Source organism: Agromyces sp. SYSU T00194, assembly GCF_040496035.1.
In the GTDB taxonomy this organism is placed as follows: Bacteria; Actinomycetota; Actinomycetes; order Actinomycetales; family Microbacteriaceae; genus Agromyces; species Agromyces chitinivorans.
In genome coordinates this window covers 83739-105343 of record NZ_JBEPJZ010000002.1, presented here as the reverse complement: position 1 = coordinate 105343, position 21605 = coordinate 83739, and the positions used below count along the sequence as shown (strand labels likewise).

Sequence of the window (21605 nt, the reverse complement as noted above, 5' to 3'; positions counted from 1 at the left end):
GCACGGCGGCCCCGCGGTCAAGGCTACGCGCCGGCGACGGCTCCGGGGGCATCCGCGCCGAGCGCCTCGTCGACGAGCGCGACCATGCGGTCGGTGCCGTCGATGACGCCGGCGGATGCCGCGGCCGACGCCATGCGGGCGACGCGGCCGCCGTCCGCGAGGAGCGGCACGACGTGCGCATCCACCCAGCTGGGCACGAAGTCGGCGTCGTCGACGAGGATGCCGCCGCCCGCCTCGACGACGCCCTCGGCGTTGAAGCGCTGCTCCCCGTTGCCGACCGGGTAGGGCACGTAGACGGCGGGCAGCCCGAGCGCGGCGAGCTCGCTCACCGTCGCGGCACCTGCGCGGGAGAGCGCGAAGTCGGCGATGGCGAGGGCCAGGTCCATGCGATCGCAGTAGTCGATCATGCGGTAGCCGTCGAGCCCGGGGTCGGAGACCTCGGACGAGCGGCCCGTGATGTGCAGCACCTGCCAGCCGGTGCCGCGCAGCGCGAGCGCCGAGCCGGCGACGGTGGCGTTCAACCGTCGCGCGCCGAGCGAGCCGCCGGTCGCGAGCAGCACCGGCCCGCCCGCGTCGAGTCCGAAGTACTCCGCGGCCTCGGCACGCGCCGTCGCCCGATCGAGCTGCTCGATCTCCCGCCGGAGCGGCATGCCCACGAATCGCGCGTGGTGCAGCGGGGTGCCCTCGAACGCGACGCCGACCGTGGCGGCGAAGCGGCTGCCGAGCCGGTTCGCGAGGCCGGGCTTCGCGTTCGCCTCGTGGATCGCCACCGGCACGCGCTCGGCCCGGGCGCCGAGGTACGCGGGCGTCGCGACGTACCCGCCGAAGCCGACCACGACGTCGACGCCGTGCTCGCGGATCAGCTCGCGGACGGTGCGGATGCTGCGCCGGAACCGGCCGGGGAACGCCAGCGCCGCACGGTTCGGGCGCCGCGGGAACGGCACCTTCGGGATCGTCAGCAGCTCGTAGCCGCGCGCCGGCACCAGCCGTGACTCGAGACCCTCCGCGGTGCCGAGCACGAGGATCGTGGCGTCGGGCTCGCGCTCGCGGAGCCGGTCGGCGACGGCGAGCAGCGGGTTCACGTGGCCGGCGGTGCCCCCGCCGGCCAGGAGGTAGGTGGTCATCGGGTGCTCGCCCGCTTCCGCTTCGGCGACCCAGCCGGTGCGGACTCGCGCGCGACGGAGAGCACCACGCCGATGCCGACGAGCGTCGTCAGCAGGGCGGTGCCGCCGGAGGACACGAGCGGGAGGGGGACGCCGAGGACGGGGAAGACACCGAGCACGACACCGATATTGACACAGGCCTGGCCGATCACCCACACGAGCATGGCCGCGGTCACGGTGCGACCGAACATGGTCGGCGCCTGCCGCATGATGCGTGCGAACGCGATCGCCAGCACGACGAAGAGGCCGAGCACCACGACCGCACCGATCATGCCGAGCTCCTCGCCGATGATGGCGAAGATGAAGTCGTTGTCGGCGGCCGGCAGCCACGACCACTTCGCGGTCGAGTTGCCGAGGCCCACGCCGAAGATCCCGCCGTTGGCGAGCGCGAACGTGCCGTGCTCGGTCTGCCAGCAGGTGTTGATGTAGTCGTCGCAGGTGTGGCTGAGGAACGCCGCGATCCGCTGCATCCGGTTGTCGCTCGTGACGGCCGCCACGGCGAACGCGACCGCACCCGCCAGCACGGGGATGACGAGCAGCCGCAGGCGCACGCCGATGAGGAACAGGGTGCCGAGGAGCATGCCGCCCATGATCATGACCGTGCCGAGGTCGCCGCCGAGGAGCACGAGCCCGATCGCGCCGCCGCCCACGAGCAGGATCGGCAGGACGCCTCGGGTCCACTCCCCGATCACCGCCTCCTTGCGCGTGGTCATCAGGCCGAGCCACAGCACGAGCGCGAGCTTGATCGCCTCCGACGGCTGGAACTGGAACCCGAACAGGTTCAGCCAGTTCGTGTTGCCGCCGATCGTGACGCCCATGGGCGTCGCGACGACCAGCACCTGGAGCCCGCACGCGATCGCCAGCGCCGGCCACGCGACGGCCATCCAGAAGCGCTGCGGCAGCCTGCTGACGACGAGCATGAGCGGGATGCCGACCAGCACGAAGACGCCCTGGCGCATGAACTCGCCGAAGAACCCCTCGTCGGCGATGTACGAGTCCACGGTCGAGGACGACAGCACCATGACGAGCCCGAAGACGACCAGGAACACGGTCGTGCCGAGCAGCATGAGGGAGTTCGCCGACTCGGCGCGGAACATGCGCCCGAGTCGGATGCGGGCGGCGGAGATGCCGCCGGGGCGGTCGTCAGGCGTCGTGTCCGGGCGCGCGTGGGGCGGAGCCGTCATCCGCCTCACCTCCCAGGTAGTCGTGCACGGCTGCGGCGAATCGCCGGCCCCGGTCCCCGTAGTCGGTGAACTGGTCCATCGACGCCGCGGCCGGTGCGAGGAGCACGGTGTCCCCCGTCCGCGCGACGCGACCCGCGGAGGCCACCGCGCGACGCATCACGTCACCAGTGTCGGCGGTGTCGACCTCGACGACCTCGAGGCCGGGCGCGTGTCGTGCGAACGCCGCGACCAGCTCGGCGCGGTCCACGCCGATGACGACGGCGGCGCGGAGGCGGTCGACGTGGGCGGCCACGAGCGGGTCGATGTCGACGCCCTTGAGCAGGCCCCCGACGATCCACACCACGGAGCGGTACGCGGCCAGCGACGCGTGCGCGGCGTGCGCGTTCGTGGCCTTCGAGTCGTCGACCCAGGTCACGCCGTCGGCGGTCGCGACCCGCTCGATGCGGTGCGCGTCGAGCCTGAAGCCCGCGAGCGCGTCGTGGATGGTCGTCGGCGGCACGCCGACCGAGCGGGCGAGCGCCGACGCGGCGAGGATGTTCGCGACCACGTGCGGTGCGTCGAGCCCCGCCTCGGCGAGTTCGTCGAGCGTGGTCAGCTCCAGCGCGCTCGTGCGCCGCTCCTCGAGGAACGCACGGTCGCAGAGCACGCCGTCGGCGATGCCGAGGTCGCTCGGGCCGGGCACGCCGAGGTCGAACCCGATGGCGCGCGCGCCCTCCTCGACGTCGGCCTCGCGGACCATGGCCTCGGTCGCGGCATCCGACTTGTTGTACACGCACGCGACGCGCACGTTCGCGTACACCTTCGCCTTCGCCGCGCGGTAGGCCTCCGCCGAGCCGTGCCAGTCGAGGTGGTCGTCGGCGATGTTCAGGCACACGGAGGCCACGGGGTGCAGCGCACCCGGCCCCTCGGTCGGCAGGTGGTGCAGCTGGTAGCTCGACAGCTCGACGACCAGCACGTCGAACCCACCCGGGTCGCGCACCGCATCGAGCACCGGCACGCCGATGTTGCCGCACGGCGCCGCCCGCAGCCCGTGGGCGGCGAGCATCGTGGCCGTGAGCTGGGTGGTCGTCGTCTTGCCGTTCGTGCCCGTGACGAGCATCCACCGGGCGGCCGGCTCGACCTTGTCGCGCACGCGCCAGGCGAGCTCGATGTCGCCCCAGACGGCGACGCCCGCATCGGCCGCCCACTCGAGGAGCGGGTGGTCGGGGTGGAACCCGGGCGAGGCGATCACGAGCTCGGGGTCGAACGCGACGACCTCGTCGGGCACGGCGTCGAGCGGATGCCGCAGCAGGCGCGCGCCGATGACCTGGAGCACGCGCACGCGATCGTCGTCGACCTCGGGCGCGACCACGAGCACCTCGGCGCCGAGCTCGGCGAGCGTGTCGGCCGCGGCGAAGCCGGTGACGCCGGCGCCCATCACGACGGTGCGCAGGCCCGACCAGTCCGATCGCCAGCTCGTGAGCGCGTCGAGCCGGGAGGCATCCGTCATCAGTTGGCGAGCCATTCGAGGTAGAACGCTCCGACGCCCGCGGCGACGAGCAGCCCGGCGATGATCCAGAAGCGCACCACGATGGTGACCTCCGCCCAGCCCTTCAGCTCGAAGTGGTGGTGGATGGGGCTCATCAGGAAGATGCGCTTGCCGCGGGTGAGCTTGAAGTACGCCCGCTGCACGATGACCGAGCCGGTCTCGATGACGAACAGGCCGCCGATGAGGATCAGCAGCAGCTCGGTGCGGCTCACGACCGCGAGGGCCGCGAGGGCGCCGCCGAGTGCGAGCGAGCCGGTGTCGCCCATGATGATCTTCGCCGGGTTGGTGTTCCACCAGAGGAAGCCGAGCACCGCGCCGACGATCGCCGTGGCGACGATCGCGATGTCGAGCGGGTCGCGCACCTCGTAGCAGCGGTAGGCGTCGCTCGGGTTGAGGTTCTCGCTGAAGCACGACTGGTTGAACTGCCAGAAGCCGATGATGACGAACGAGCCGATCGCGAGGATCGAGGCGCCCGAGGCGAGGCCGTCGAGCCCGTCGGTGACGTTCACCGCGTTCGAGGCGGCGGCGGTGAGCAGCGTGATCCACAGGACGTAGAGGATGATGCCGACGATCGTGCCGAACACCATGAAGTCCAGCGGCAGGTCGCGGATGAACGAGATGTTCGTCGATGCCGGCGTCTCGCCCTGCCCGTTCGGGAACCCGATCGCGAGCAGCGCGAAGAGCGCCGCGACGATGACCTGGCCGGCGATCTTCGCCCAGCCGCCGAGGCCGAGGCTCTGCTTCTTGCGGGTCTTCAGGAAGTCGTCGACGAACCCGACGACGCCGAGGCCCACCATCATCAGCAGCACGAGCAGCCCCGACGCCGTCGGCGGCTCGTCGAAGAGCAGGGTCGCGGTGAAGTACCCGAACAGCGTGCCGAGGATGAAGATGATGCCGCCCATGGTGGGCGTGCCGCGCTTGACGTGGTGGCTCTTCGGACCGTCGTCGCGGATGAACTGGCCCCAGTTCAGCTTCGTGAACAGCCGGATGAACAGCGGCGTGAGGAACAGCGTGAAGGAGAGCGACAGCGCCCCTGCGGTCAACAGTGTTCTCACGCGAACCATTCTCCCAATCGGTCGCCGAGGTGGCGGAGACCCGCCGAGTTCGACGATTTCACCAGTACCGTGTCGCCCGGACCCGCGGCGGCGGTGACCAGGTCGAAGGCCTCGTCCGGGGTCTCGACGAAGGCGCTCTCGCCGTCCCAGGACCCCTCGTTTATGGCCGTGATGTGCAGCCGCCTGGCGCCCGCACCCACCACGACGAGCTGCGAGATGCCGAGCCGCACGGCCAGCAGGCCGATGCGGTCGTGCTCCTCGCCCGAGAACTCGCCCAGCTCGCTCATCTCGCCGAGCACCGCGATCGTGCGCGAGCCGGAGCGGCCGACCTGGGCGAGCGTCTTCAGCGCCGCCGCCATCGAGTCGGGGCTGGCGTTGTAGGCGTCGTTGATGACCGTGACGTCGTCGCGGCCGCCCATGAGCTGCATGCGCCACCGCTCGGCGAGCGTGACCTGCTCGAGGCGAGCCACGATGTCGGCGAGCGCGACGCCGAGCTCGGTCGCCACGGCGATCGCCGCGAGCGCGTTCATGACGTGGTGCTCGCCGAGCACCCGGAACCGGACCGTCGCGCTGCCGACGCCGGCGACGTCGACGCGGAAGTCGGTGCCGGCGGCGTGGGCGACGACCTCGCTCGCGCGCACGTCGGCGCGGGCGTCGAAGCCGAACCGCACGACGCGCGCGCGGGTGCGTGCTGCCATGCCGTCCACGCGCGGGTCGTCGGCGTTCAACACCGCGACGCCGTCGTCCGCGAGCGCCTCGACCATCTCTCCCTTGGCCTGCACGGTCTGCTCGATGCCGCCGAACTCGCCCGCGTGCGCGAGGCCCACCTTCAGCACCACGCCGATGTCGGGCCGGGCCATGCGCGTGAGGCGGGCGATGTGGCCGACGCCGGACGCGCCCATCTCGGCGACGAGGTACTTCGTCGACTCGGTGAGCTCGAGCATCGTCACCGGGGCGCCGACCTCGTTGTTGTAGGACCCGCGCGGGGCCACGGTCTCGCCCTCGGGCGAGAGGATGGCGCGGAGCAGGTTCTTCGTCGTGGTCTTGCCGTTCGAGCCGGTGATGCCGACCACGCGCAGCTCGCCGCGCGCGCGCACCCGGCGCACGACCTCGGTCGCGAGCGCGCCGAGGGCGACCACCGCGTCGCCCACGACCACCTGCGGCACGTCGAGGTCGAGCGCACGCTCGACGATGAGCAGCTCGGCACCGCCGGCGACCGCGTCGGGCGCGAACCGGTGCCCGTCGGTCACCTCGCCGGGCTTGGCGACGAAGATGTCGCCGGGGCCCACCTCGCGGGAGTCCGTCTGGACGGCGCCGCGCACGACGCGCGGGCCGTGCGTCGGGTCGAGGACCCGCCCGTCGACGGCGCGCGCGACCTCATCGATCGTCAGGGCGAGCATCGTCCTGCTTTCTCACCAGTCCGCTGGCAGTACGGGCGCGTCGGCGCCGGAGGGAATCGTCCGATGGGTCTTCAGCACCTGGCTCATGACCTCCTGGAAGACGGGAGCCGATGCGGCGGACGAGTTCATCTTAACGGGATCCATGATGCTCACCGAAACGACGTACTTCGGGTCGTCGGCGGGCGCGAAGCCCGACACCGAGACGAGGTAGCCGCTCTGGTAGCCGCCGTTGCCGTCGGGTACCTGGGCGGTGCCGGTCTTGGCCGCGACGCGGTAGCCGGGGATGTTCCACTGGGCCGAGAGCCAGCCGTCGCGGTACACCTGCTCGAGCATCAGCGAGGTCTGCTCGGCGGCGTCCTCGGAGATGACCCGGGTGCCCTCGGTCGACGCCTGGTCGACGAGTTCCCCGTCGGCGTCGCGGCATCCCTCGACGAGGGTCACCGGCATCCGCACCCCGCCGTTGGCGATGGTCTGGTAGATGCTCGCGATCTGCACGGCGGTGGTCGTGAGGCCCTGCCCGAACATGGTCGTGTACTTCGTCTGCGCGTCCCAGTCGCGCCAGTCGTGCAGGATGCCCGGGTCTTCGGCGAGGAAGCCGACCTCCGTCGAGCGCCCGACGCCGAAGGCCTCCATGTAGTCGTAGCGCTCCTCGTCGGAGAGCCGCTCGCCGAAGAGCGACATGCCGGTGTTCGACGAGTCGATCAGCACGCCCGTGAGCGACATCCGCTGGTCGTCGTGGACATGGCTGTCGTTGATGTTCGCGCCGTTCGCGGGGAGGTAGCGGTACGGGGCGACCACGCCGGGCTCGTCCTCGCCCGCATCGACGACGGCGGCGGCGGTGAGCGACTTGAACGTCGAACCCGGCTCGAACGAGGCCGTGAAGGCCCGGGAGCCGCGATCGGATGCCTCCGAGGCGCCGGGATCGTTCGGATCGACCGTCGGCACGTCGGCGACGGCCAGCAGCCTGCCGGTCTCGACCTCCATCACCGTCACGGTCGCCCACTTCGCGCCGGTCTCCTTGACCCGTTCGGCGGCGACCTTCTGCACGTACCACTGCAGGTCGGAGTCGATCGTGAGCTGCAGTTCCCCGCCGTCGCGGGCCTGCTGGATCGTCACCGTGCTGTCGGGGATCGGCGTGTAGTCGCCGGCGCCGTAGAGGTACTGCTCCAGGCCGTCCTGCCCGGCGAGGCACTGGTCCTCGCTCAGCTCGAGCCCCGCCAGGGCGTCGCCGTCGTCGCCCGTAAAGCCGATCAGGTTGCCCGCGACCGAGCCGTTCGGGTAGGTGCGGCTCGGATGCCGCCACGGGACGACCCACGGGATGTCGAGCGCCTCGACCGCCTCGTACGTCGATGCGTCGACGAGCTTCGCGACGTACGCGAAGTCGGAGTCCGGGTCCTCGGCGAGGGCCGCCTCGATGATGCCGAGCACCTGGTCGCCGGTGAGCCCGACCACCTCGCCGAGCTGCTCCGCCGTCTCCTCGAGCGGCACGTCGACGGTCTCGCCGTCGACCGTGCGCTCGAGGTCGCCCGCCTTCGCCTTCGACGGCGAGAGCGCGATGTCCCAGCGCATGACGCTGTCGGCGAGCACGACCCCGTTCGCGTCGACGATGTCGCCGCGGGCGCCGTAGACCGTGCGCGGGGCGGAGCGGAGTTCCTCCGCCTGCTCGCTGAGCGAGGCGGCGCGCACGACCTGGATGTCCACCAGGCGCGTGACGAACACCGAGATCAGGCCGAGCAGCACCGCAGCGAAGACGAAGGTGCGCCGCGTCCGGGATCGGCTCGTGGTCACGGGTGCGGCTCCTTCCGTGCGCGCGGCGGTCAGTGGGTGCTGGGGGTCGGCAGTCCGTCCTCGAACGACGGTACGTCGGGCTCAGCGTCCGCGGCCGCCGCCGCGCCGGAGGCCCCGCGGTCGGTCGTGGGGGCCGGCGCCGAGCCCGACGGCGTCGCGTCGGCGGTGGCCGCCGCCTCCTCCTCGGTGACCAGCGGAACACCCGACAGCAGCGAGTTCGGCACCAAGGAGGTCGAGGACGTGGTCTGCGCGCCGGCCGCCGGGGCCGGGTCGCCGAGCACCCGGCCGTCGGAGAGCCGCAGGTAGACGGGATCGGCGTGCTGGACCATCCCGAGCGCCTCCGCGTTCGCGGCGAGGTACTGCGGCGACTCCACGCGGTCGAGCTCCTCCGACACCTGCTGGTGCGTGCGCGAGAGCTCGGTCTGCTCCGCCTGGAGCGCGTCGATCTCGTAGGCGCCCTGGGTGACCGCGACGCTCAGCAGGAGCTGCGCCGCGATGATCAGTGCCGCGCCGCTCACCGCCACGATCGCGTAGGCCAGGCGCGGCCGACCGCGCCGGACGTCGCGCTCGGGAACCGGCCGCAGCCCCGGACGCGGGCGCGGGTCCGGCCGTTCGGCCGGTCTCGCGCGCCCCAGGATCTGTGCGCTCATGCGTTCCCCCTCGTGCGTTCGACCGCGCGCAGCCGGACCGGCTTCGCGCGCGGATTCGTCTCCTGCTCGGCCGGGCTCGCGAGCTCGGCTCCCCTCGTGAGCAGTCGGAACCTCGGCTGGTGCTCGGGCAGCTCCATCGGCAGCCCGGGCGGTGCGGTCGACGTCGTCGCCGCCTGCAGCGCCCGCTTGACGATGCGGTCCTCGAGCGACTGGTAGGCGAGCACGACCATGCGCCCGCCCACCGCGAGCGCGTCCAGGGCCGCCGGGATCGCGTGCTCGAGCACCGACAGCTCGGCGTTGACCTCGATGCGCAGCGCCTGGAAGACGCGCTTCGCGGGATGCCCGGCGCGCTGGACGGCGGCCGGGGTGGCATCCGACAGGATCTCCACCAGGCGCCCGGAGCGCGTGATCGGCGCCTCGGCGCGCGCCCGCACGATGGCACGCGCGTACCGGGCCGCGAGCTTCTCCTCGCCGTACTGCTCGAAGATGCGGCGGAGGTCGCCCTCGCGGTACTCCGCCAGGACCTCTGCGGCGGTGATGCCGGTCGACGCGTCCATGCGCATGTCGAGCGGGGCGTCCTGCGCGTAGGCGAACCCGCGTTCGGCGCGGTCGAGCTGGAGCGACGAGACGCCGAGGTCGAACAGGATGCCGTCGACGGCCGGGAACCCCTCCCCCGCGATCGCGTCCGCGATGCCGTCGTAGACCGTGTGCACCGGCCGCAGGCGGTCGCCGAACCGGGCCAGCCGCTCGGAGGCGATGCCGAGCGCGTCGGTGTCGCGATCGAGCCCGATGACCGTGAGGTCGCCGAAGCGCTCGAGCAGCGCCTCCGTGTGCCCGCCCATGCCGAGCGTCGCGTCGACGAGGACGGCGCCCGGTCGCGTGATGGCCGGCTCGAGCAACTCGATGGTGCGCTCCAGCATGACCGGGGTGTGGATTCGTGAGAGATCGTCCATGGCGTATCGGGTCCGACCCCGGGTCCCGATCCCCATCCGGGTCGTCCTGGTGCGGGGAAGTGCACCAGGCTGATCCGGCTGGGGATCGGGAGCCGGGCTCAGAAGAGCCCCGGGATCACCTCCTCCGCCGTGTTCGCGAAGACCGCTTCCTGCTCTGCGAGGTACGTCTGCCACGCCTCGGCGTCCCAGATCTCGACGCGACTGCCGGCGCCGATGACGGCCAGGTCGCGGTCGAGCCCCGCGTACTGGCGCAGGGACGAGGGGATGGTGACGCGGTGCTGCTTGTCGGGGGTCTCCGCGGTGGCACCGGACAGGAACACGCGCATGTAGTCGCGGGCCTGCTTGCTGGTGACCGGTGCCTGGCGGATCGTGTCGTGGATGGTGTCGAACTCGCGCGCGCTGAAGACGTAGACGCAGTGCTCCTGACCGCGCGTCATCACGAGGCCGTTCGCGAGTTCGTCCCGGAACTTGGCCGGAAGAATGATGCGCCCCTTGTCGTCGAGCTTCGGCTCGTGGGTACCGAGGAACACTGCATCACCCCCATTCCTCCGGCCAGAACCAGGTGGCTCCACTTTACTCCACTTTCCACCACATTCAACGGAAATCGGGGCGATTTCAGGGCCTGCACGTGCAAACACCCCCGTGATCATGCGGATCACAGGGGTGGAGGAGGGTGGAGGGAAAATGGAGGAGATCGGATGGATCGAGCGTGTCGGAGCGCCCGATCAGGCACGTCCGAGCGTCGTCAGGTGCCCCGGAAACGCCGAAGAGGGCCGATCCGGAACGGATCGACCCTCGGTGGAGCGGAGTGGAGGCGCGCTACTCGCGGTCCTCCTGGCGGCGGTCCCAGCGCTCGTTCATCCGGTCCATGAACCCGGTCGAGCCGGAGGAGCGACCCGCGCGTCGGGCGTCGTCGAGGTCGGACAGGTCGTCGACCGTCGGCTTCCGCGACGGGGAGATGGCGAGCAGCACGCCGAGGAACATCAGGGCGAACCCGATGATGCCGATGAACAGCAGCTGCGTGGCGACGCCCGCGATGAGCGCACCCACGCCGGCGACCCCGAGGAGGACCCCCAGCACCACCGATCGGTAGTTCGGACGACCGCGTCGTCCGCCGCCCGTCGCCATGACGTCGGCATCGTTGCGATAGAGGCTGCGCTCCATCTCTTCGAGGAGTCGCTGCTCCTGCTCTGAAAGCGGCATCTCATTCCCTTCAGCCTCGGGATCGACGCGTCGTATCCCGATTCTAGCGCCGCCACGCGCCAGTAGGCTAGGCGCGTGCCGGAAAGCTCACATCTCGTCGATCTCGTGCATACCCGAATCGACGAGTTCCTCACCGAACGCCACACCATTCTCGTCTCGATCAGCCCGGACCTCGATCCACTGGCGGACTTCTCCCGGCGGTTTCTCAGCGGCGGCAAGCGATTCCGGGCGCTGTTCTGCTACTGGGGCTGGGAGGCGGTCCGCGGGCACTCCGGAGGGTTCGACCCGTTCGCCCCCGACGACGAGCCCGGGGCGGACCCCGCGGACGTCGTCTCGGTCGCCGCGGCGCTCGAGTTCTTCCACGCCGCGGCCCTCGTGCACGACGACATCATCGACCACTCCGACACCCGACGCGGCGCCGCGAGCGCCCACCGCGAGTTCGAGGGGCTGCACCGGGACGCCGCCTGGGACGGCGACGCCGCCACGTTCGGCGAGGCCGCAGCGATCCTCACCGGCGACCTGCTGCTGAGCTGGGCGGACGACCTCATGGACGCGGGCACGAGCGCACTCGACGACCGCTCGCGCCAGGCGGCGGCGCGACGCGAGTTCCAGCGCATGCGCACCGAGGTGACGGCCGGCCAGTACCTCGACATCCTCGAGGAGCAGGCATGGCGCCGCCAGCCCGAGTCGCAGCTGCGGGCGCGGGCCGAGCGGGTGATCGTCTACAAGTCGGCCAAGTACAGCATCGAGGCGCCGCTGCGCATCGGCGCCGCGCTCGCCGGCGCCGACCCCGCCCAACTCGCCGCGCTCAGCGCCTTCGGGCTCCCGCTCGGCATCGCCTACCAGCTGCGCGACGACCTGCTGGGCGTCTACGGCGACCCGGCGACCACCGGCAAGCCGAGCGGCGACGACCTGCGCGAGGGCAAGCGCACGGTCCTCGTCGCGATCGCCCGGGAGCGGCTCCAGCCCGGTCAGCGCAGGCTGCTCGACGAACTGCTCGGCGATCCCGGCCTGGATGCCGCGCAGGTCGCCATGCTGCAGGAGACGCTCACCGCGTGCGGGGCGGTCGAGGAGGTCGAGCGCATCATCTCGGCGCGCGTCGCCGAGGCCGTCGCCGCCCTGGACGGGGCGCCGCTCAGCCGTGCGGCCCGCGCCGAGCTCACCACGCTCGCCGAGACGGTCGCGCGCCGCGAGCGGTGAGCCCTGCTCAGGCGAGCGCCTGCGCCACCCGGCGGACCTCGGTCTTGCGACCGTTCCGCAGCGCGTCGATCGGTGCGACGCCCAGGCTGTCGTCGACCGACACGAGCCACTCCACGGCCTCGTCGTCGGTGAAGCCGGCGTCGCCGAGCACGAACACGGTGCCGCGCAGCTCGTGCACCGGCTCGCCGTCGCGCAGGAAGGAATCGGGCACCTTCAGCACGCCGTCCACGCGGCGCGCGAGGAGATGACGGTCGTCGATGAGCTTGCGCACCCGGCTCGGCGTGATGCCGAGCAACTCGACGAGATCGGGAACGGTCAGCCAGGTGGTCGCCTCGAGGGCCTCCTCAGTCACGCCATCCAGCGTGCCACGGACTCGCGTCACCCGCACCCCGCGAATCGATTCGGCAACGCGCCCGCCGGGGATTTGACCCGGCATCGCGCATCTGCGACGGTGACGGGAGTCAGCCGATCGGGGGTGGGATGACGAAGCTCGACGACGACGGGAGCGCATCGGTCGATCCCGCGGGCGGGCACGAGCCCGCGACGCAGCCGCGCGGCGCGCACGCGCGGCGACGACCGCTCGGCCGCGTCGCGACGTCCGCCGTCGCCGTCATCGGTGCGGTCGCCGTGACCCTCGGGTTCGCGACGCCCGCCCAGGCGGCGCCGGCACCGCGGAAGCAGGCGAAGCCGAAGGCGATGCCCGCCCGCGCCGCGACCCCCGCCGTCGTGCGCACGGCCGCCGCGGCGGAGCCCGCTCCCCTGCGCTACACGGTCGTCGAGGGCGACACGGTCAGCGCGATCGCGGCGCGCTTCGGCATGCCGACGGCGTCGGTGCTCGCACTCAACGGCCTCGGCTGGTCGAGCCTCATCTTCCCGGGACAGGTCCTGGTGCTCGACGACGCCGAGCGGCCGGCCGCAGTCACCCCGACCCGCGTCGACGACGAGATCCGCCGGCACACCGTGGTCGAGGGCGACACCGTCAGCGGCATCGCGAGCCGGTACGGGCTCGATGTGGACGACGTCCTGCGCGTCAACGGACTGGACCGGCGCAGCCTCATCTTCCCCGGGCAGGCACTCGTGCTGCCCGACGCGACCGGCACCCCCGCGGCATCCGCCCCCGCCGCCGCACCCGAGGACGACGCGACGCCGGACCGGCACACCGTCGAGCGCGGCGACACCGCCAGCGGGATCGCCGCGCGCTACGGCGTCTCGGTGCAGTCGCTCCTCGACGCGAACGAGCTCGGCTGGTCGAGCGTGATCCACCCCGGCGACGTGCTCGTCGTGCCGGGCGTGCTGGCGGCGGCAGCCGAGGGGCACGTCGTCGTGATGACGGCGGAGATGACCGACAACGCAGCCGTGATCGTGCGGGTCGGCCGCTCGCTGGGCGTCTCCGACCGCGGCATCGTCATCGCGCTCGCCACCGCCGCGCAGGAGTCGGGCCTGCGCAACCTCGGCTACGGCGACCGCGACTCGCTCGGCGTGTTCCAGCAGCGACCGAGCCAGGGCTGGGGCACCGAGGCCGAGGTCATGGACGTCGAGCGCGCCGCGCGCGCGTTCTTCGGCGGGCGCACGAACCCGAACCCGGGCACGACCCGCGGACTGCTCGACATCGCGGGCTGGGGCGGCATGACCGTCACCGAGGCCGCGCAGGCGGTGCAGCGCAGCGCCCACCCGGACGCGTACGCCAAGTGGGAGACGTCGGCGCGGGCGTGGCTCGCCGAGCTCGGCTGACACCGGTCACGATGGCGTCTCGATGCCGGACCCGGCGGTGTTTCGGTCGTTCGCGGGCCGCGCGCATTCGTACACTCGTACGGTGACCACCATGCCCGCGGACCCCATGGTCGGCCGTCTCGTCGACGGCCGCTACCAGGTGCGCTCGCGGATCGCCCGCGGCGGCATGGCGACGGTCTACCTGGCGACCGACCTGCGACTCGAACGTCGGGTCGCGATCAAGATCATGCACGGCCACCTGGCCGACGACAACACGTTCAAGACGCGGTTCGTGCAGGAGGCGCGCTCGGCGGCCCGCCTGTCGCATCCGAACGTCGTCAACGTCTACGACCAGGGCCAGGACTCCGACACGGCGTACCTCGTCATGGAGTACCTGCCCGGCATCACGCTGCGCGACCTCCTGAAGGACTACACGAAGCTCACGCCCGAGCAGTCCGTCGACATCATGGACGCCGTGCTGTCGGGGCTGGCCTCGGCGCACAAGGCCGGCATCGTGCACCGCGACCTCAAGCCCGAGAACGTGCTGCTGGCCGACGACGGCCGCATCAAGCTCGGCGACTTCGGGCTCGCGCGCGCCGCGAGCGCGAACACCGCGACCGGGCAGGCGCTGCTCGGCACCATCGCGTACCTCTCCCCCGAGCTCGTGACCCGTGGGGTCGCGGACGCCCGCAGCGACATCTACGCGATCGGCATCATGCTCTACGAGATGCTCACCGGCGAGCAGCCCTACGTGGGCGAGGCGCCGATGCAGATCGCGTACCAGCACGCGAACGACACGGTGCCCACGCCGAGCTCGAAGGACCCGTCGGTTCCCGCCGAGCTGGACGAGCTCGTGCTGTGGGCCACGGCGCGCGACCCCGAGGAGCGGCCCGCCGACGCGCGGGTCCTGCTCGAGCAGCTGCGCGCCATCGAGTCGAGCGTGCGCGGCGCATCGCCCGCGACGGGGCAGGCGACCGCGGTGCTGCCCGACGGCACCCCGCCCGCAGCGCCCACGACGGCGGCGACGCAGGTGCTCGGCGAGCGGCGCACGGCCGCGGCCGCGGCTGCCAAGCCCAAGGCGGCGGCCACGGGCGTCGCGGCGCTCGAGCGGACCTCGCGCGGCCGCCGACGCCGCGGCTACTGGCTGTTCGCACTCGTGCTCGTGCTCGCCGGGCTCGCCGCGGGAACGGGATGGTACTTCGGCAGCGGACCGGGCGCCCTGGCCACCGTGCCGTCGGTGAGCGGACTCGAACCGGAGGCCGCGGCCGGCGTGCTCGAGGAGGCGGGGTTCGAGACCGCCCTCGGCGAGCAGCACGACCCGGAGGTCGCCGAGGGGCTGGTCTCGGAGACCGACCCGGAGGGCGGCACGCAGGCCCGGCGCGGCGGCACCGTGCAGATCCTCGTCTCGCTCGGCCCGCGCATCCTCGCCGTGCCCGACGTGGAGGGGATGCCCGAGGCGGACGCCCGCGCCGAGCTGGCCGAGTTCGACGTCGCCGACGAGACCGACGTGCGTTACTCGTCCCAGGTCGACCGCGGCGCCGTGATCGCCGTGTTCGACGCCGACGGCGAACGCGTCGGCGACGAGTATCCCGAGCGCGGCGCGCTGTCGCTGGTCGTCTCCGCGGGGGCCATCCCCTCGGTCGTCGGAACTGCGTCGGCCGAGGCCGAGCAGCGGCTCTCCGACGCCGGACTCGACGTCTCGTTCGCCGAGCCGCAGTTCAGCAACGACGTCGCCGCCGACCTCGTGCTCTCGGCCGCGACCAGCACCGACCCGGTGCGGCCGGGCGACCCGATCGTGCTGACCGTCTCCAAGGGGCCCGACCTGGTCACGTTGCCGGACGTCGTGGGCGAGAACCTCGCCGACGCCATCGACACGCTCGAGGCGGCCGGCTTCCAGGTGCAGTACAGCTTCCCGGAGGCGTTCGTCGGGCTCGCCACCGTCAAGTCGATGGATCCCGGCGGAGACACCGAGCAGATCCGCGGCTCGACGGTCACCCTGGTGGCGACGCTCGAACTCTGACGACCGGCGAGCGGATGCCGCGCGCGGGCGCCGCCGGGGAGGCATCCGCTCCCCCGACGGCACGCGGTCAGCGCGCGAGTTCCTCCGCGACGAGGAACGCCAGCTCGAGCGACTGCATGTGGTTCAGGCGCGGGTCGCACAGCGACTCGTAGCGCGTCGCGAGCGTCGCCTCGTCGATGTGCTCCGAGCCGCCGAGGCACTCGGTCACGTCGTCGCCGGTGAGCTCGACGTGGATGCCGCCGGGGTGCGTGCCCGCCGCGCGGTGCGCCTCGAAGAAGCCCTTCACCTCGTCGACGACGTCGTCGAAGCGACGCGTCTTGTAGCCGGTGGGCGTCGTGAGGCCGTTGCCGTGCATCGGGTCGGTCACCCAGAGCGGGTTCGCGTCGGCGGCCTTGATCGCGTCCAGGAGCGGGGGCAGCGCCTCGCGGATGCGGCTCGAGCCCATGCGGGTGATGAACGTGAGCCGGCCCGGCTCGCGCTCGGGGTCGAGCCTGTCGATCAGCCCCAGCATGTCGTCGGGCGTCGTGGTCGGGCCGAGCTTCACGCCGATCGGGTTCCGCACCCGCGACAGGAAGTCGACGTGCGCGCCATCGAGGTCGCGCGTGCGCTCGCCGATCCAGATGAAGTGCGCCGACGTGTCGTACGGCAGGCCGGTACGCGAGTCGATGCGCGTCAGGGGCCGCTCGTAGTCCATCAGCAGGCCCTCGTGGCCGGTGAAGAACTCGGTGCGCTTCAGCTCGTCGAAGTCGGCGCCGCACGCGTCCATGAACCGCACCGCGCGGTCGATCTCCTTGGCGAGGCTCTCGTACCGGGCGTTGGCCGGGTTCGCGGCGAAGCCGCGGTTCCACGCGTGCACCTGCCGCAGGTCGGCGAAGCCGCCCTGCGTGAACGCGCGGATCAGGTTCAGCGTCGAGGCCGCGGTGTGGTACCCGCGCAGCAGGCGCGACGGGTCGGCGGCGCGCGACTCGGGCGTGAAGTCGTAGCCGTTGACGATGTCGCCGCGGTAGGCCGGCAGCGTCACGTCGCCGCGGGTCTCGGTGTCCTTCGAGCGCGGCTTGGCGAACTGCCCCGCCATGCGCCCCATCTTCACCACGGGCATCGAGGCGCCGTAGGTGAGCACGACGGCCATCTGCAGCACGGTCTTCACGCGGTTGCGGATCTGGTCGGCGGTCGCGCCGGCGAAGGTCTCGGCGCAGTCGCCGCCCTGCAGCAGGAACGCCTCTCCGCGGGCGGCCGCCGCCAGCCGGTCGCGCAGGTTGTCGACCTCGCCGGCGAAGACCAGCGGCGGCAGCGTCGCGAGTTCGGCCGACGCCGCGGCGACGGCCTCGGCGTCGGGCCACTCGGGCTGCTGCTTGATCGGCAACGTGCGCCAGGCGTCGAGCCCTGCGACGACGTTGTCAGCGGGCTGCACGACGGATTCGACGAGCTGGGTCACGGATACTTCCCTGGATGACGCGGGCGCGACGGACGCGCCGGGTGAGACAAGCGGATGCGTCGCCGCTCCGGGCGACTGGACGAGCCTACCGCGAAAGCGCGGCGCGCTTCTCCTTCACCGAGCTCGCATAGACGTCGACGTACTCCTGCCCGCTCAGCTCGCGCAGCTCGTACACCAGCTCGTCGGTGACCGATCGGAGCACGAAGCGGTCGCCCTCGAGACCCGCGAAGCGGCTGAAGTCGAGCGGCTCGCCGATCACGACGCCGATGCGCCGGATCTTCGGGATGCGGGTGCCGATCGGCATGACCTCGTCGGTGCCGATCATCGCGACCGGCACGACCGGCACGCCCGACTCGAGCACCATGCGCGCCACGCCCGTGCGACCGCGGTAGAGCCGCGAGTCGGGGCTGCGCGTGCCCTCGGGGTAGATGCCGAGCAGCTCCCCGCGGCCGAGCACGCGCAGGCCGGTGTTGAGGGACGCCTCCGAGGCCTTGCCGCCCGACCGGTCGATCGGCAGCTGCCCGGTGGCCTGGAAGAACAGGCGCGTGGCCCAGCCCTTCAGGCCCTTGCCGGTGAAGTACTCGCTCTTGGCGAGGAACACGACCGGCCGGTCGACCACGAGCGGCAGGAAGATGGAGTCGATGAACGACAGGTGGTTGCTCGCGAGGATCGCGCCGCCCGACTTCGGGATGTGCTCGAGCCCGACCACCCAGGGCCGGAACAGCCCCAGCACGATGGGGCCGACGACGATGTGCTTCATGATCCAGTAGAACATCGCCATCCCTTCCGATCGGCCCGTGACAGCATACCGATCAGGCCCGCTTCACCGCCCACACGCGCGCGAGGTCGGCCGCGCCGACGACTCCCGCGTCGTTGACCAGCTCCGCGATCGCGAACTCGGGTTCGGGGTGGTACCCCTGCGCGGGCAGGTGCTCGACGAACGCGCGCCGCACCGGCTCGAGCAGGTGCTCGCCCGCGGCGGCGACGCCGCCGCCGAACACGAACAGCTGCGGGTCGAGCACCGCGGCGAGGCTCGCGCAGCCCTGGCCGATCCAGCCCCCGAGCTGGCGGAGCGCGGCCAGCGCGCCCGGGTCCTCGGCGGCGATCAGCTCGCCCACGCCGTGGCCGTCGAGGCGCCCGCGCTCGGCGCGCAGCTTCGCCAGGCCCAGCCCGATCCCCCCGCCGTCGGCGATCTCGCCGGCCATGCGCATGAGCGCGCGGCCGGACCCGTACTGCTCGAGGCATCCGCGCTGCCCGCACCCGCAGGGCAGGCCCCCGGGGACGATCCGCACGTGCCCGAGCTCGGCCCCGGCGCCGAAGCCGCCGCGGAAGAGCGTGTCGCTCGCGACGATCGCGCCGCCGACGCCCGTGCCGATCGTCAGCATGCACATGTCGCTGACGAGCCGACCTGCGCCGAAGCGGAACTCCGCCCAGCCGGCCGCGTTCGCGTCGTTCTCGACGACGACGGGCAGCGGCACGCGGGCCTCGAGCTTCTCGCGGAACGGCTCGTTGCGCCAGTCGATGTTCGGTGCGTAGTAGACGACGGACTGCGAGGCGTCGATGAAGCCGGCGGCCGCGACACCCGCCGCGATGATCTCCGCGCCGTCGGAGAGCTCCGTGATCATGGCCACCACGGCGTCCTCGAGGCCCGCCGCGTCACCCGCCGGCGTGGCGACCCGGGACTGGCGCACGATGGTGCCGAACTCGTCGACCACCGCCCCGGCGATCTTGGTGCCCCCGATGTCGATGCCGATCGCGTGCAAGCCGATGCGCCTTTCGCCGGGATGTGGAGAGGTCGCGATCCCGGTGTGTCCGCAGGAACGCTGAACTAGAGTGTAGTGAATGATTGCTGCCGTGCGACGACCCGCCGACCCGGCGGGCGCGCACTCACCGGTGCCGAAGGAGCTACCGTGATCCAATTCGATTCGCCCGCCCTCGTACCGGCCGATCCCGGCGCGAACGCCACCGACCTGCTGGTCGACCGGGTGGCCGAGACCCCCGACTCGGTGCTGTTCTCGTTGCCGAAGGACGGCGCCTGGGAGCCGGTGACCACCCGCGAGTTCTACGACCAGGTCATCGCACTCGCGAAGGGCTTCGTCGCCGCCGGCATCGAGCCCGGCGACAAGGTCGGCCTGATGTGCAAGACGCGCTACGAGTGGACCCTCATCGACTTCGCGATGTGGTTCGCCGGAGGCGTGCTCGTGCCCGTCTACGAGACCAGCTCGCCCAGCCAGGTGAAGTGGAACCTCGGCGACTCGGGTGCGATCGCCGTGATCGTCGAGACGGCCGACCACTTCGCGCGATTCGACGAGGTCCACCCGGAGCTCCCCGACATCCGCTCGGTCTGGCAGATCGACCTGGGCGACCTCGACAAGCTCGTCGCCGGCGGCACCGGCGTGAGCGACGAGGAGATCGAGCGCCGGCGCAACATCGCGAACGGCGACGACATCGCCACGCTCATCTACACGTCCGGATCGACGGGGCGTCCCAAGGGCTGCGTGCTGACCCACTCCAACTTCGTCGAGCTCTCCCGCAACGCCGCGGTCGCGCTCGAGGAGGTCGTGCTCGACCCGAACGGCGCGTCGACCGTGCTGTTCATCACCACCGCGCACGTGTTCGCCCGCTTCATCGCCGTGCTGTGCGTGCACGCCGGCGTGCGCGTCGGCCACCAGCCCGACACGAAGCAGCTGCTGCCCGCGCTCGGCTCGTTCAAGCCGACGTTCCTGCTCGCGGTGCCCCGTGTGTTCGAGAAGGTCTACAACGTCTCCGAGCAGAAGGCGGAGTCGGGCGGCAAGGGCAAGATCTTCCGCGCCGCCGCCGACACCGCCGTCGCCTACTCGAAGGCGCAGGAGGCCGGCTCGGTGCCGTTCGGCCTGCGCCTGAAGTTCGCGGTGCTCGACCGCCTCGTGCTGAGCAAGCTGCGCGCGGCGATGGGCGGCAACGTGAAGTACGCCGTCTCCGGCTCCGCACCGCTCGGCGCGCGGCTCGGCCACTTCTACCACGCGCTCGGCATCACGATCCTCGAGGGCTACGGCCTCACCGAGACCACCGCCCCGGCGACCGTGAACCTCGCCCACAAGTCGAAGATCGGCACCGTCGGGCCGGCCCTGCCGGGCGTCTCCGTGCGCCTCGCCGATGACGGCGAGATCCAGGTCAGGGGCATCAACGTCTTCAAGGAGTACTGGAAGAACCCCGAGGCGACCGCCGAGACCTTCGACGGCGAGTGGTTCAAGACCGGCGACCTCGGCGCCATGGACGACGACGGGTTCCTCACCATCACCGGCCGCAAGAAGGAGATCATCGTCACCGCGGGCGGCAAGAACGTGGCGCCCGCGGCGCTCGAGGACCCGATCCGCGCCAACCCGCTGATCGGCCAGGTCGTGGTGGTCGGCGACCAGAAGCCGTTCATCTCGGCGCTGGTGACGCTCGACCCCGAGATGCTGCCCGTCTGGCTCAACAACCACGGCGAGGACGCCGGCATGAGCATCGACGAGGCGGCGACCAACCCGGCCGTGCTCGCCGAGGTGCAGCGCTCGATCGACGCGGCGAACGAGACGGTCTCCCGCGCCGAGTCGATCCGCAAGTTCGTGATCCTCCCGACGGAGTTCACCGAGGACAGCGGCCACCTCACGCCGAAGCTCAGCATCAAGCGCAACGTCATCGTCTCCGACTTCGCGGACGAGATCGAGGGGCTCTACCTCACGACGTCGGCGCCCATGACCGAGGGGCACTCGATCGCGGGCTGATCGCACGAGACGACGGATGCCCCGGGCCGCTGCGGCCCGGGGCATCCGTCGTCTCGTACCGGCGTGGCCGGGCGCGGGTCAGAACCAGTCGGACTCGCGGACCTCGCGCATCGCGACGCGCCGCTCGTCCTTCTCCAGTCGATCGAGGTAGAGGATGCCGTCGAGGTGGTCGGTCTCGTGCTGGAGCGCCTGCGCGAGCACGCCCTCGCCCTCGATGGTGATCGGCGCCCCGTCGAGGTCGATGCCGCGCACGCGCGCCCACGGGTGCCGCGGCGTGTCGTGCCACAGCCCGGGAACCGAGAGGCACCCCTCGCCCACGAGCTCGGGCTCGCCGCGCACCTCCACGAGCTCGGGATTCAGCACGTAGCCCACCTCGCCGTCGACGTTGTAGCTGAAGGCGCGCAGGTTCACGCCGATCTGCGGCGCGGCGACGCCGGCTCGCCCGGGCAGCCGGACGCTGTCGAGCAGGTCGGCCACGAGGGCGCGGACGCCGTCGTCGATCGTCTCGATGGGCGCGGAGGCGGACTTCAGGACGGGATCGCCGAAGAGGCGGATGGGACGCTCGGACAC

19 protein-coding genes are annotated in these 21605 nt (G+C 71.9%); 4 read left to right on the top strand and 15 right to left on the bottom strand.

Going from position 1 to position 21605, the window contains the following annotated elements; all coding sequences use genetic code 11:
- Nucleotides 1–23: 23 nt before the first annotated feature.
- From ABZK10_RS13255 to ABZK10_RS13210, 10 genes are all read right to left on the bottom strand, one after another.
- The gene (locus ABZK10_RS13255; RefSeq protein WP_353809770.1) at nt 24–1124 is read right to left on the bottom strand and encodes a UDP-N-acetylglucosamine--N-acetylmuramyl-(pentapeptide) pyrophosphoryl-undecaprenol N-acetylglucosamine transferase; all 1101 of its coding nucleotides are present in this window, start codon (nt 1122–1124) and stop codon (nt 24–26) included.
- On the bottom strand, nt 1121–2347 hold the full coding sequence (gene ftsW / locus ABZK10_RS13250) for a putative lipid II flippase FtsW (RefSeq protein ID WP_353809769.1): 1227 nt from the start codon (nt 2345–2347) through the stop codon (nt 1121–1123). Before ftsW ends, ABZK10_RS13255 begins: the two co-directional genes overlap by 4 nt.
- Nucleotides 2307–3851 (bottom strand): UDP-N-acetylmuramoyl-L-alanine--D-glutamate ligase, encoded by a 1545-nt coding sequence (gene murD / locus ABZK10_RS13245; protein WP_353809768.1) that lies wholly within the window; start codon nt 3849–3851, stop codon nt 2307–2309. The genes ftsW and murD overlap by 41 nt, the downstream gene beginning before the upstream one ends.
- On the bottom strand, nt 3836–4930 hold the full coding sequence (gene mraY, locus ABZK10_RS13240; RefSeq protein WP_353809767.1) for a phospho-N-acetylmuramoyl-pentapeptide-transferase: 1095 nt from the start codon (nt 4928–4930) through the stop codon (nt 3836–3838). The genes murD and mraY overlap by 16 nt, the downstream gene beginning before the upstream one ends.
- Nucleotides 4927–6330 carry a UDP-N-acetylmuramoyl-tripeptide--D-alanyl-D-alanine ligase gene (locus ABZK10_RS13235; protein ID WP_353809766.1) on the bottom strand — a complete coding sequence of 468 codons (1404 nt, stop codon included), beginning with the start codon at nt 6328–6330 and terminating at the stop codon, nt 4927–4929. Before ABZK10_RS13235 ends, mraY begins: the two co-directional genes overlap by 4 nt.
- A gap of 12 nt (nt 6331–6342) precedes the next feature.
- Nucleotides 6343–8118 carry a peptidoglycan D,D-transpeptidase FtsI family protein gene (locus ABZK10_RS13230; RefSeq protein ID WP_353809765.1) on the bottom strand — a complete coding sequence of 592 codons (1776 nt, stop codon included), beginning with the start codon at nt 8116–8118 and terminating at the stop codon, nt 6343–6345.
- A gap of 29 nt (nt 8119–8147) precedes the next feature.
- Nucleotides 8148–8768 carry a cell division protein FtsL gene (gene ftsL / locus ABZK10_RS13225; protein WP_353809764.1) on the bottom strand — a complete coding sequence of 207 codons (621 nt, stop codon included), beginning with the start codon at nt 8766–8768 and terminating at the stop codon, nt 8148–8150.
- On the bottom strand, nt 8765–9757 hold the full coding sequence (gene rsmH, locus ABZK10_RS13220; protein ID WP_436408535.1) for a 16S rRNA (cytosine(1402)-N(4))-methyltransferase RsmH: 993 nt from the start codon (nt 9755–9757) through the stop codon (nt 8765–8767). Before rsmH ends, ftsL begins: the two co-directional genes overlap by 4 nt.
- A 62-nt stretch (nt 9758–9819) precedes the next feature.
- A complete protein-coding gene (mraZ, locus tag ABZK10_RS13215) occupies nt 9820–10251 on the bottom strand; it encodes a division/cell wall cluster transcriptional repressor MraZ (RefSeq protein WP_353809762.1) in 432 nt (143 codons plus the stop codon).
- A 289-nt stretch (nt 10252–10540) separates the two neighbouring features.
- Nucleotides 10541–10924, bottom strand: coding sequence for an SCO2097 family morphological protein (locus ABZK10_RS13210; protein ID WP_353809761.1), 384 nt, complete (start codon nt 10922–10924; stop codon nt 10541–10543).
- Between the two features lie 75 nt (nt 10925–10999).
- Here ABZK10_RS13210 and ABZK10_RS13205 point away from each other — a divergent pair, with 75 nt between their 5' ends.
- A complete protein-coding gene (locus ABZK10_RS13205; RefSeq protein WP_436408534.1) occupies nt 11000–12124 on the top strand; it encodes a polyprenyl synthetase family protein in 1125 nt (374 codons plus the stop codon).
- A gap of 7 nt (nt 12125–12131) precedes the next feature.
- On the opposite strand, the gene ABZK10_RS13200 is transcribed toward ABZK10_RS13205, so the two are convergent.
- Nucleotides 12132–12476, bottom strand: a complete 345-nt coding sequence (locus ABZK10_RS13200) for an Rv2175c family DNA-binding protein (protein ID WP_353809759.1) — start codon at nt 12474–12476, stop codon at nt 12132–12134.
- A gap of 128 nt (nt 12477–12604) precedes the next feature.
- Here ABZK10_RS13200 and ABZK10_RS13195 point away from each other — a divergent pair, with 128 nt between their 5' ends.
- The gene (locus ABZK10_RS13195) at nt 12605–13855 is read left to right on the top strand and encodes a LysM peptidoglycan-binding domain-containing protein (RefSeq protein ID WP_353809758.1); all 1251 of its coding nucleotides are present in this window, start codon (nt 12605–12607) and stop codon (nt 13853–13855) included.
- Nucleotides 13856–13946: 91 nt separating this feature from the next.
- Complete coding sequence (gene pknB / locus ABZK10_RS13190) at nt 13947–15854, top strand: Stk1 family PASTA domain-containing Ser/Thr kinase (protein WP_353810544.1); 1908 nt, start codon at nt 13947–13949, stop codon at nt 15852–15854.
- A gap of 67 nt (nt 15855–15921) precedes the next feature.
- On the opposite strand, the gene ABZK10_RS13185 is transcribed toward pknB, so the two are convergent.
- The 3 genes from ABZK10_RS13185 to ABZK10_RS13175 form a co-directional block, all read right to left on the bottom strand.
- Nucleotides 15922–17289, bottom strand: coding sequence for a class II 3-deoxy-7-phosphoheptulonate synthase (locus ABZK10_RS13185; RefSeq protein WP_353809757.1), 1368 nt, complete (start codon nt 17287–17289; stop codon nt 15922–15924).
- Nucleotides 17290–17374: 85 nt separating this feature from the next.
- Nucleotides 17375–18064, bottom strand: a complete 690-nt coding sequence (locus ABZK10_RS13180) for a lysophospholipid acyltransferase family protein (RefSeq protein ID WP_353809756.1) — start codon at nt 18062–18064, stop codon at nt 17375–17377.
- A gap of 37 nt (nt 18065–18101) precedes the next feature.
- Nucleotides 18102–19052: an ROK family glucokinase gene (locus ABZK10_RS13175; protein ID WP_353809755.1), complete on the bottom strand. Its 951-nt coding sequence runs from the start codon at nt 19050–19052 to the stop codon at nt 18102–18104.
- Between the two features lie 147 nt (nt 19053–19199).
- Between ABZK10_RS13175 and ABZK10_RS13170 the strand changes: the two genes are divergently transcribed.
- Entirely contained in the window at nt 19200–21035 is a 1836-nt protein-coding gene (locus ABZK10_RS13170; RefSeq protein ID WP_353809754.1) for an AMP-dependent synthetase/ligase, read from the top strand.
- A gap of 78 nt (nt 21036–21113) precedes the next feature.
- On the opposite strand, the gene def is transcribed toward ABZK10_RS13170, so the two are convergent.
- A complete protein-coding gene (def, locus tag ABZK10_RS13165; protein WP_353809753.1) occupies nt 21114–21605 on the bottom strand; it encodes a peptide deformylase in 492 nt (163 codons plus the stop codon).

What these genes read in the sequence shown, in the direction of transcription:
- pknB (WP_353810544.1), top strand. Translation starts at nt 13,947, where the DNA reads ATGCCCGCGGACCCCATGGTCGGCCGTCTCGTCGACGGCCGCTACCAG.
- murD (WP_353809768.1), bottom strand. Translation starts at nt 3,851, where the DNA reads ATGGCTCGCCAACTGATGACGGATGCCTCCCGGCTCGACGCGCTCACG.
- ABZK10_RS13195 (WP_353809758.1), top strand. Translation starts at nt 12,605, where the DNA reads ATGACGAAGCTCGACGACGACGGGAGCGCATCGGTCGATCCCGCGGGC.
- ftsW (WP_353809769.1), bottom strand. Translation starts at nt 2,347, where the DNA reads ATGACGGCTCCGCCCCACGCGCGCCCGGACACGACGCCTGACGACCGC.
- ABZK10_RS13235 (WP_353809766.1), bottom strand. Translation starts at nt 6,330, where the DNA reads ATGCTCGCCCTGACGATCGATGAGGTCGCGCGCGCCGTCGACGGGCGG.
- ABZK10_RS13255 (WP_353809770.1), bottom strand. Translation starts at nt 1,124, where the DNA reads ATGACCACCTACCTCCTGGCCGGCGGGGGCACCGCCGGCCACGTGAAC.
- ABZK10_RS13180 (WP_353809756.1), bottom strand. Translation starts at nt 18,064, where the DNA reads ATGTTCTACTGGATCATGAAGCACATCGTCGTCGGCCCCATCGTGCTG.
- ftsL (WP_353809764.1), bottom strand. Translation starts at nt 8,768, where the DNA reads ATGAGCGCACAGATCCTGGGGCGCGCGAGACCGGCCGAACGGCCGGAC.
- rsmH (WP_436408535.1), bottom strand. Translation starts at nt 9,757, where the DNA reads ATGGGGATCGGGACCCGGGGTCGGACCCGATACGCCATGGACGATCTC.
- ABZK10_RS13210 (WP_353809761.1), bottom strand. Translation starts at nt 10,924, where the DNA reads ATGCCGCTTTCAGAGCAGGAGCAGCGACTCCTCGAAGAGATGGAGCGC.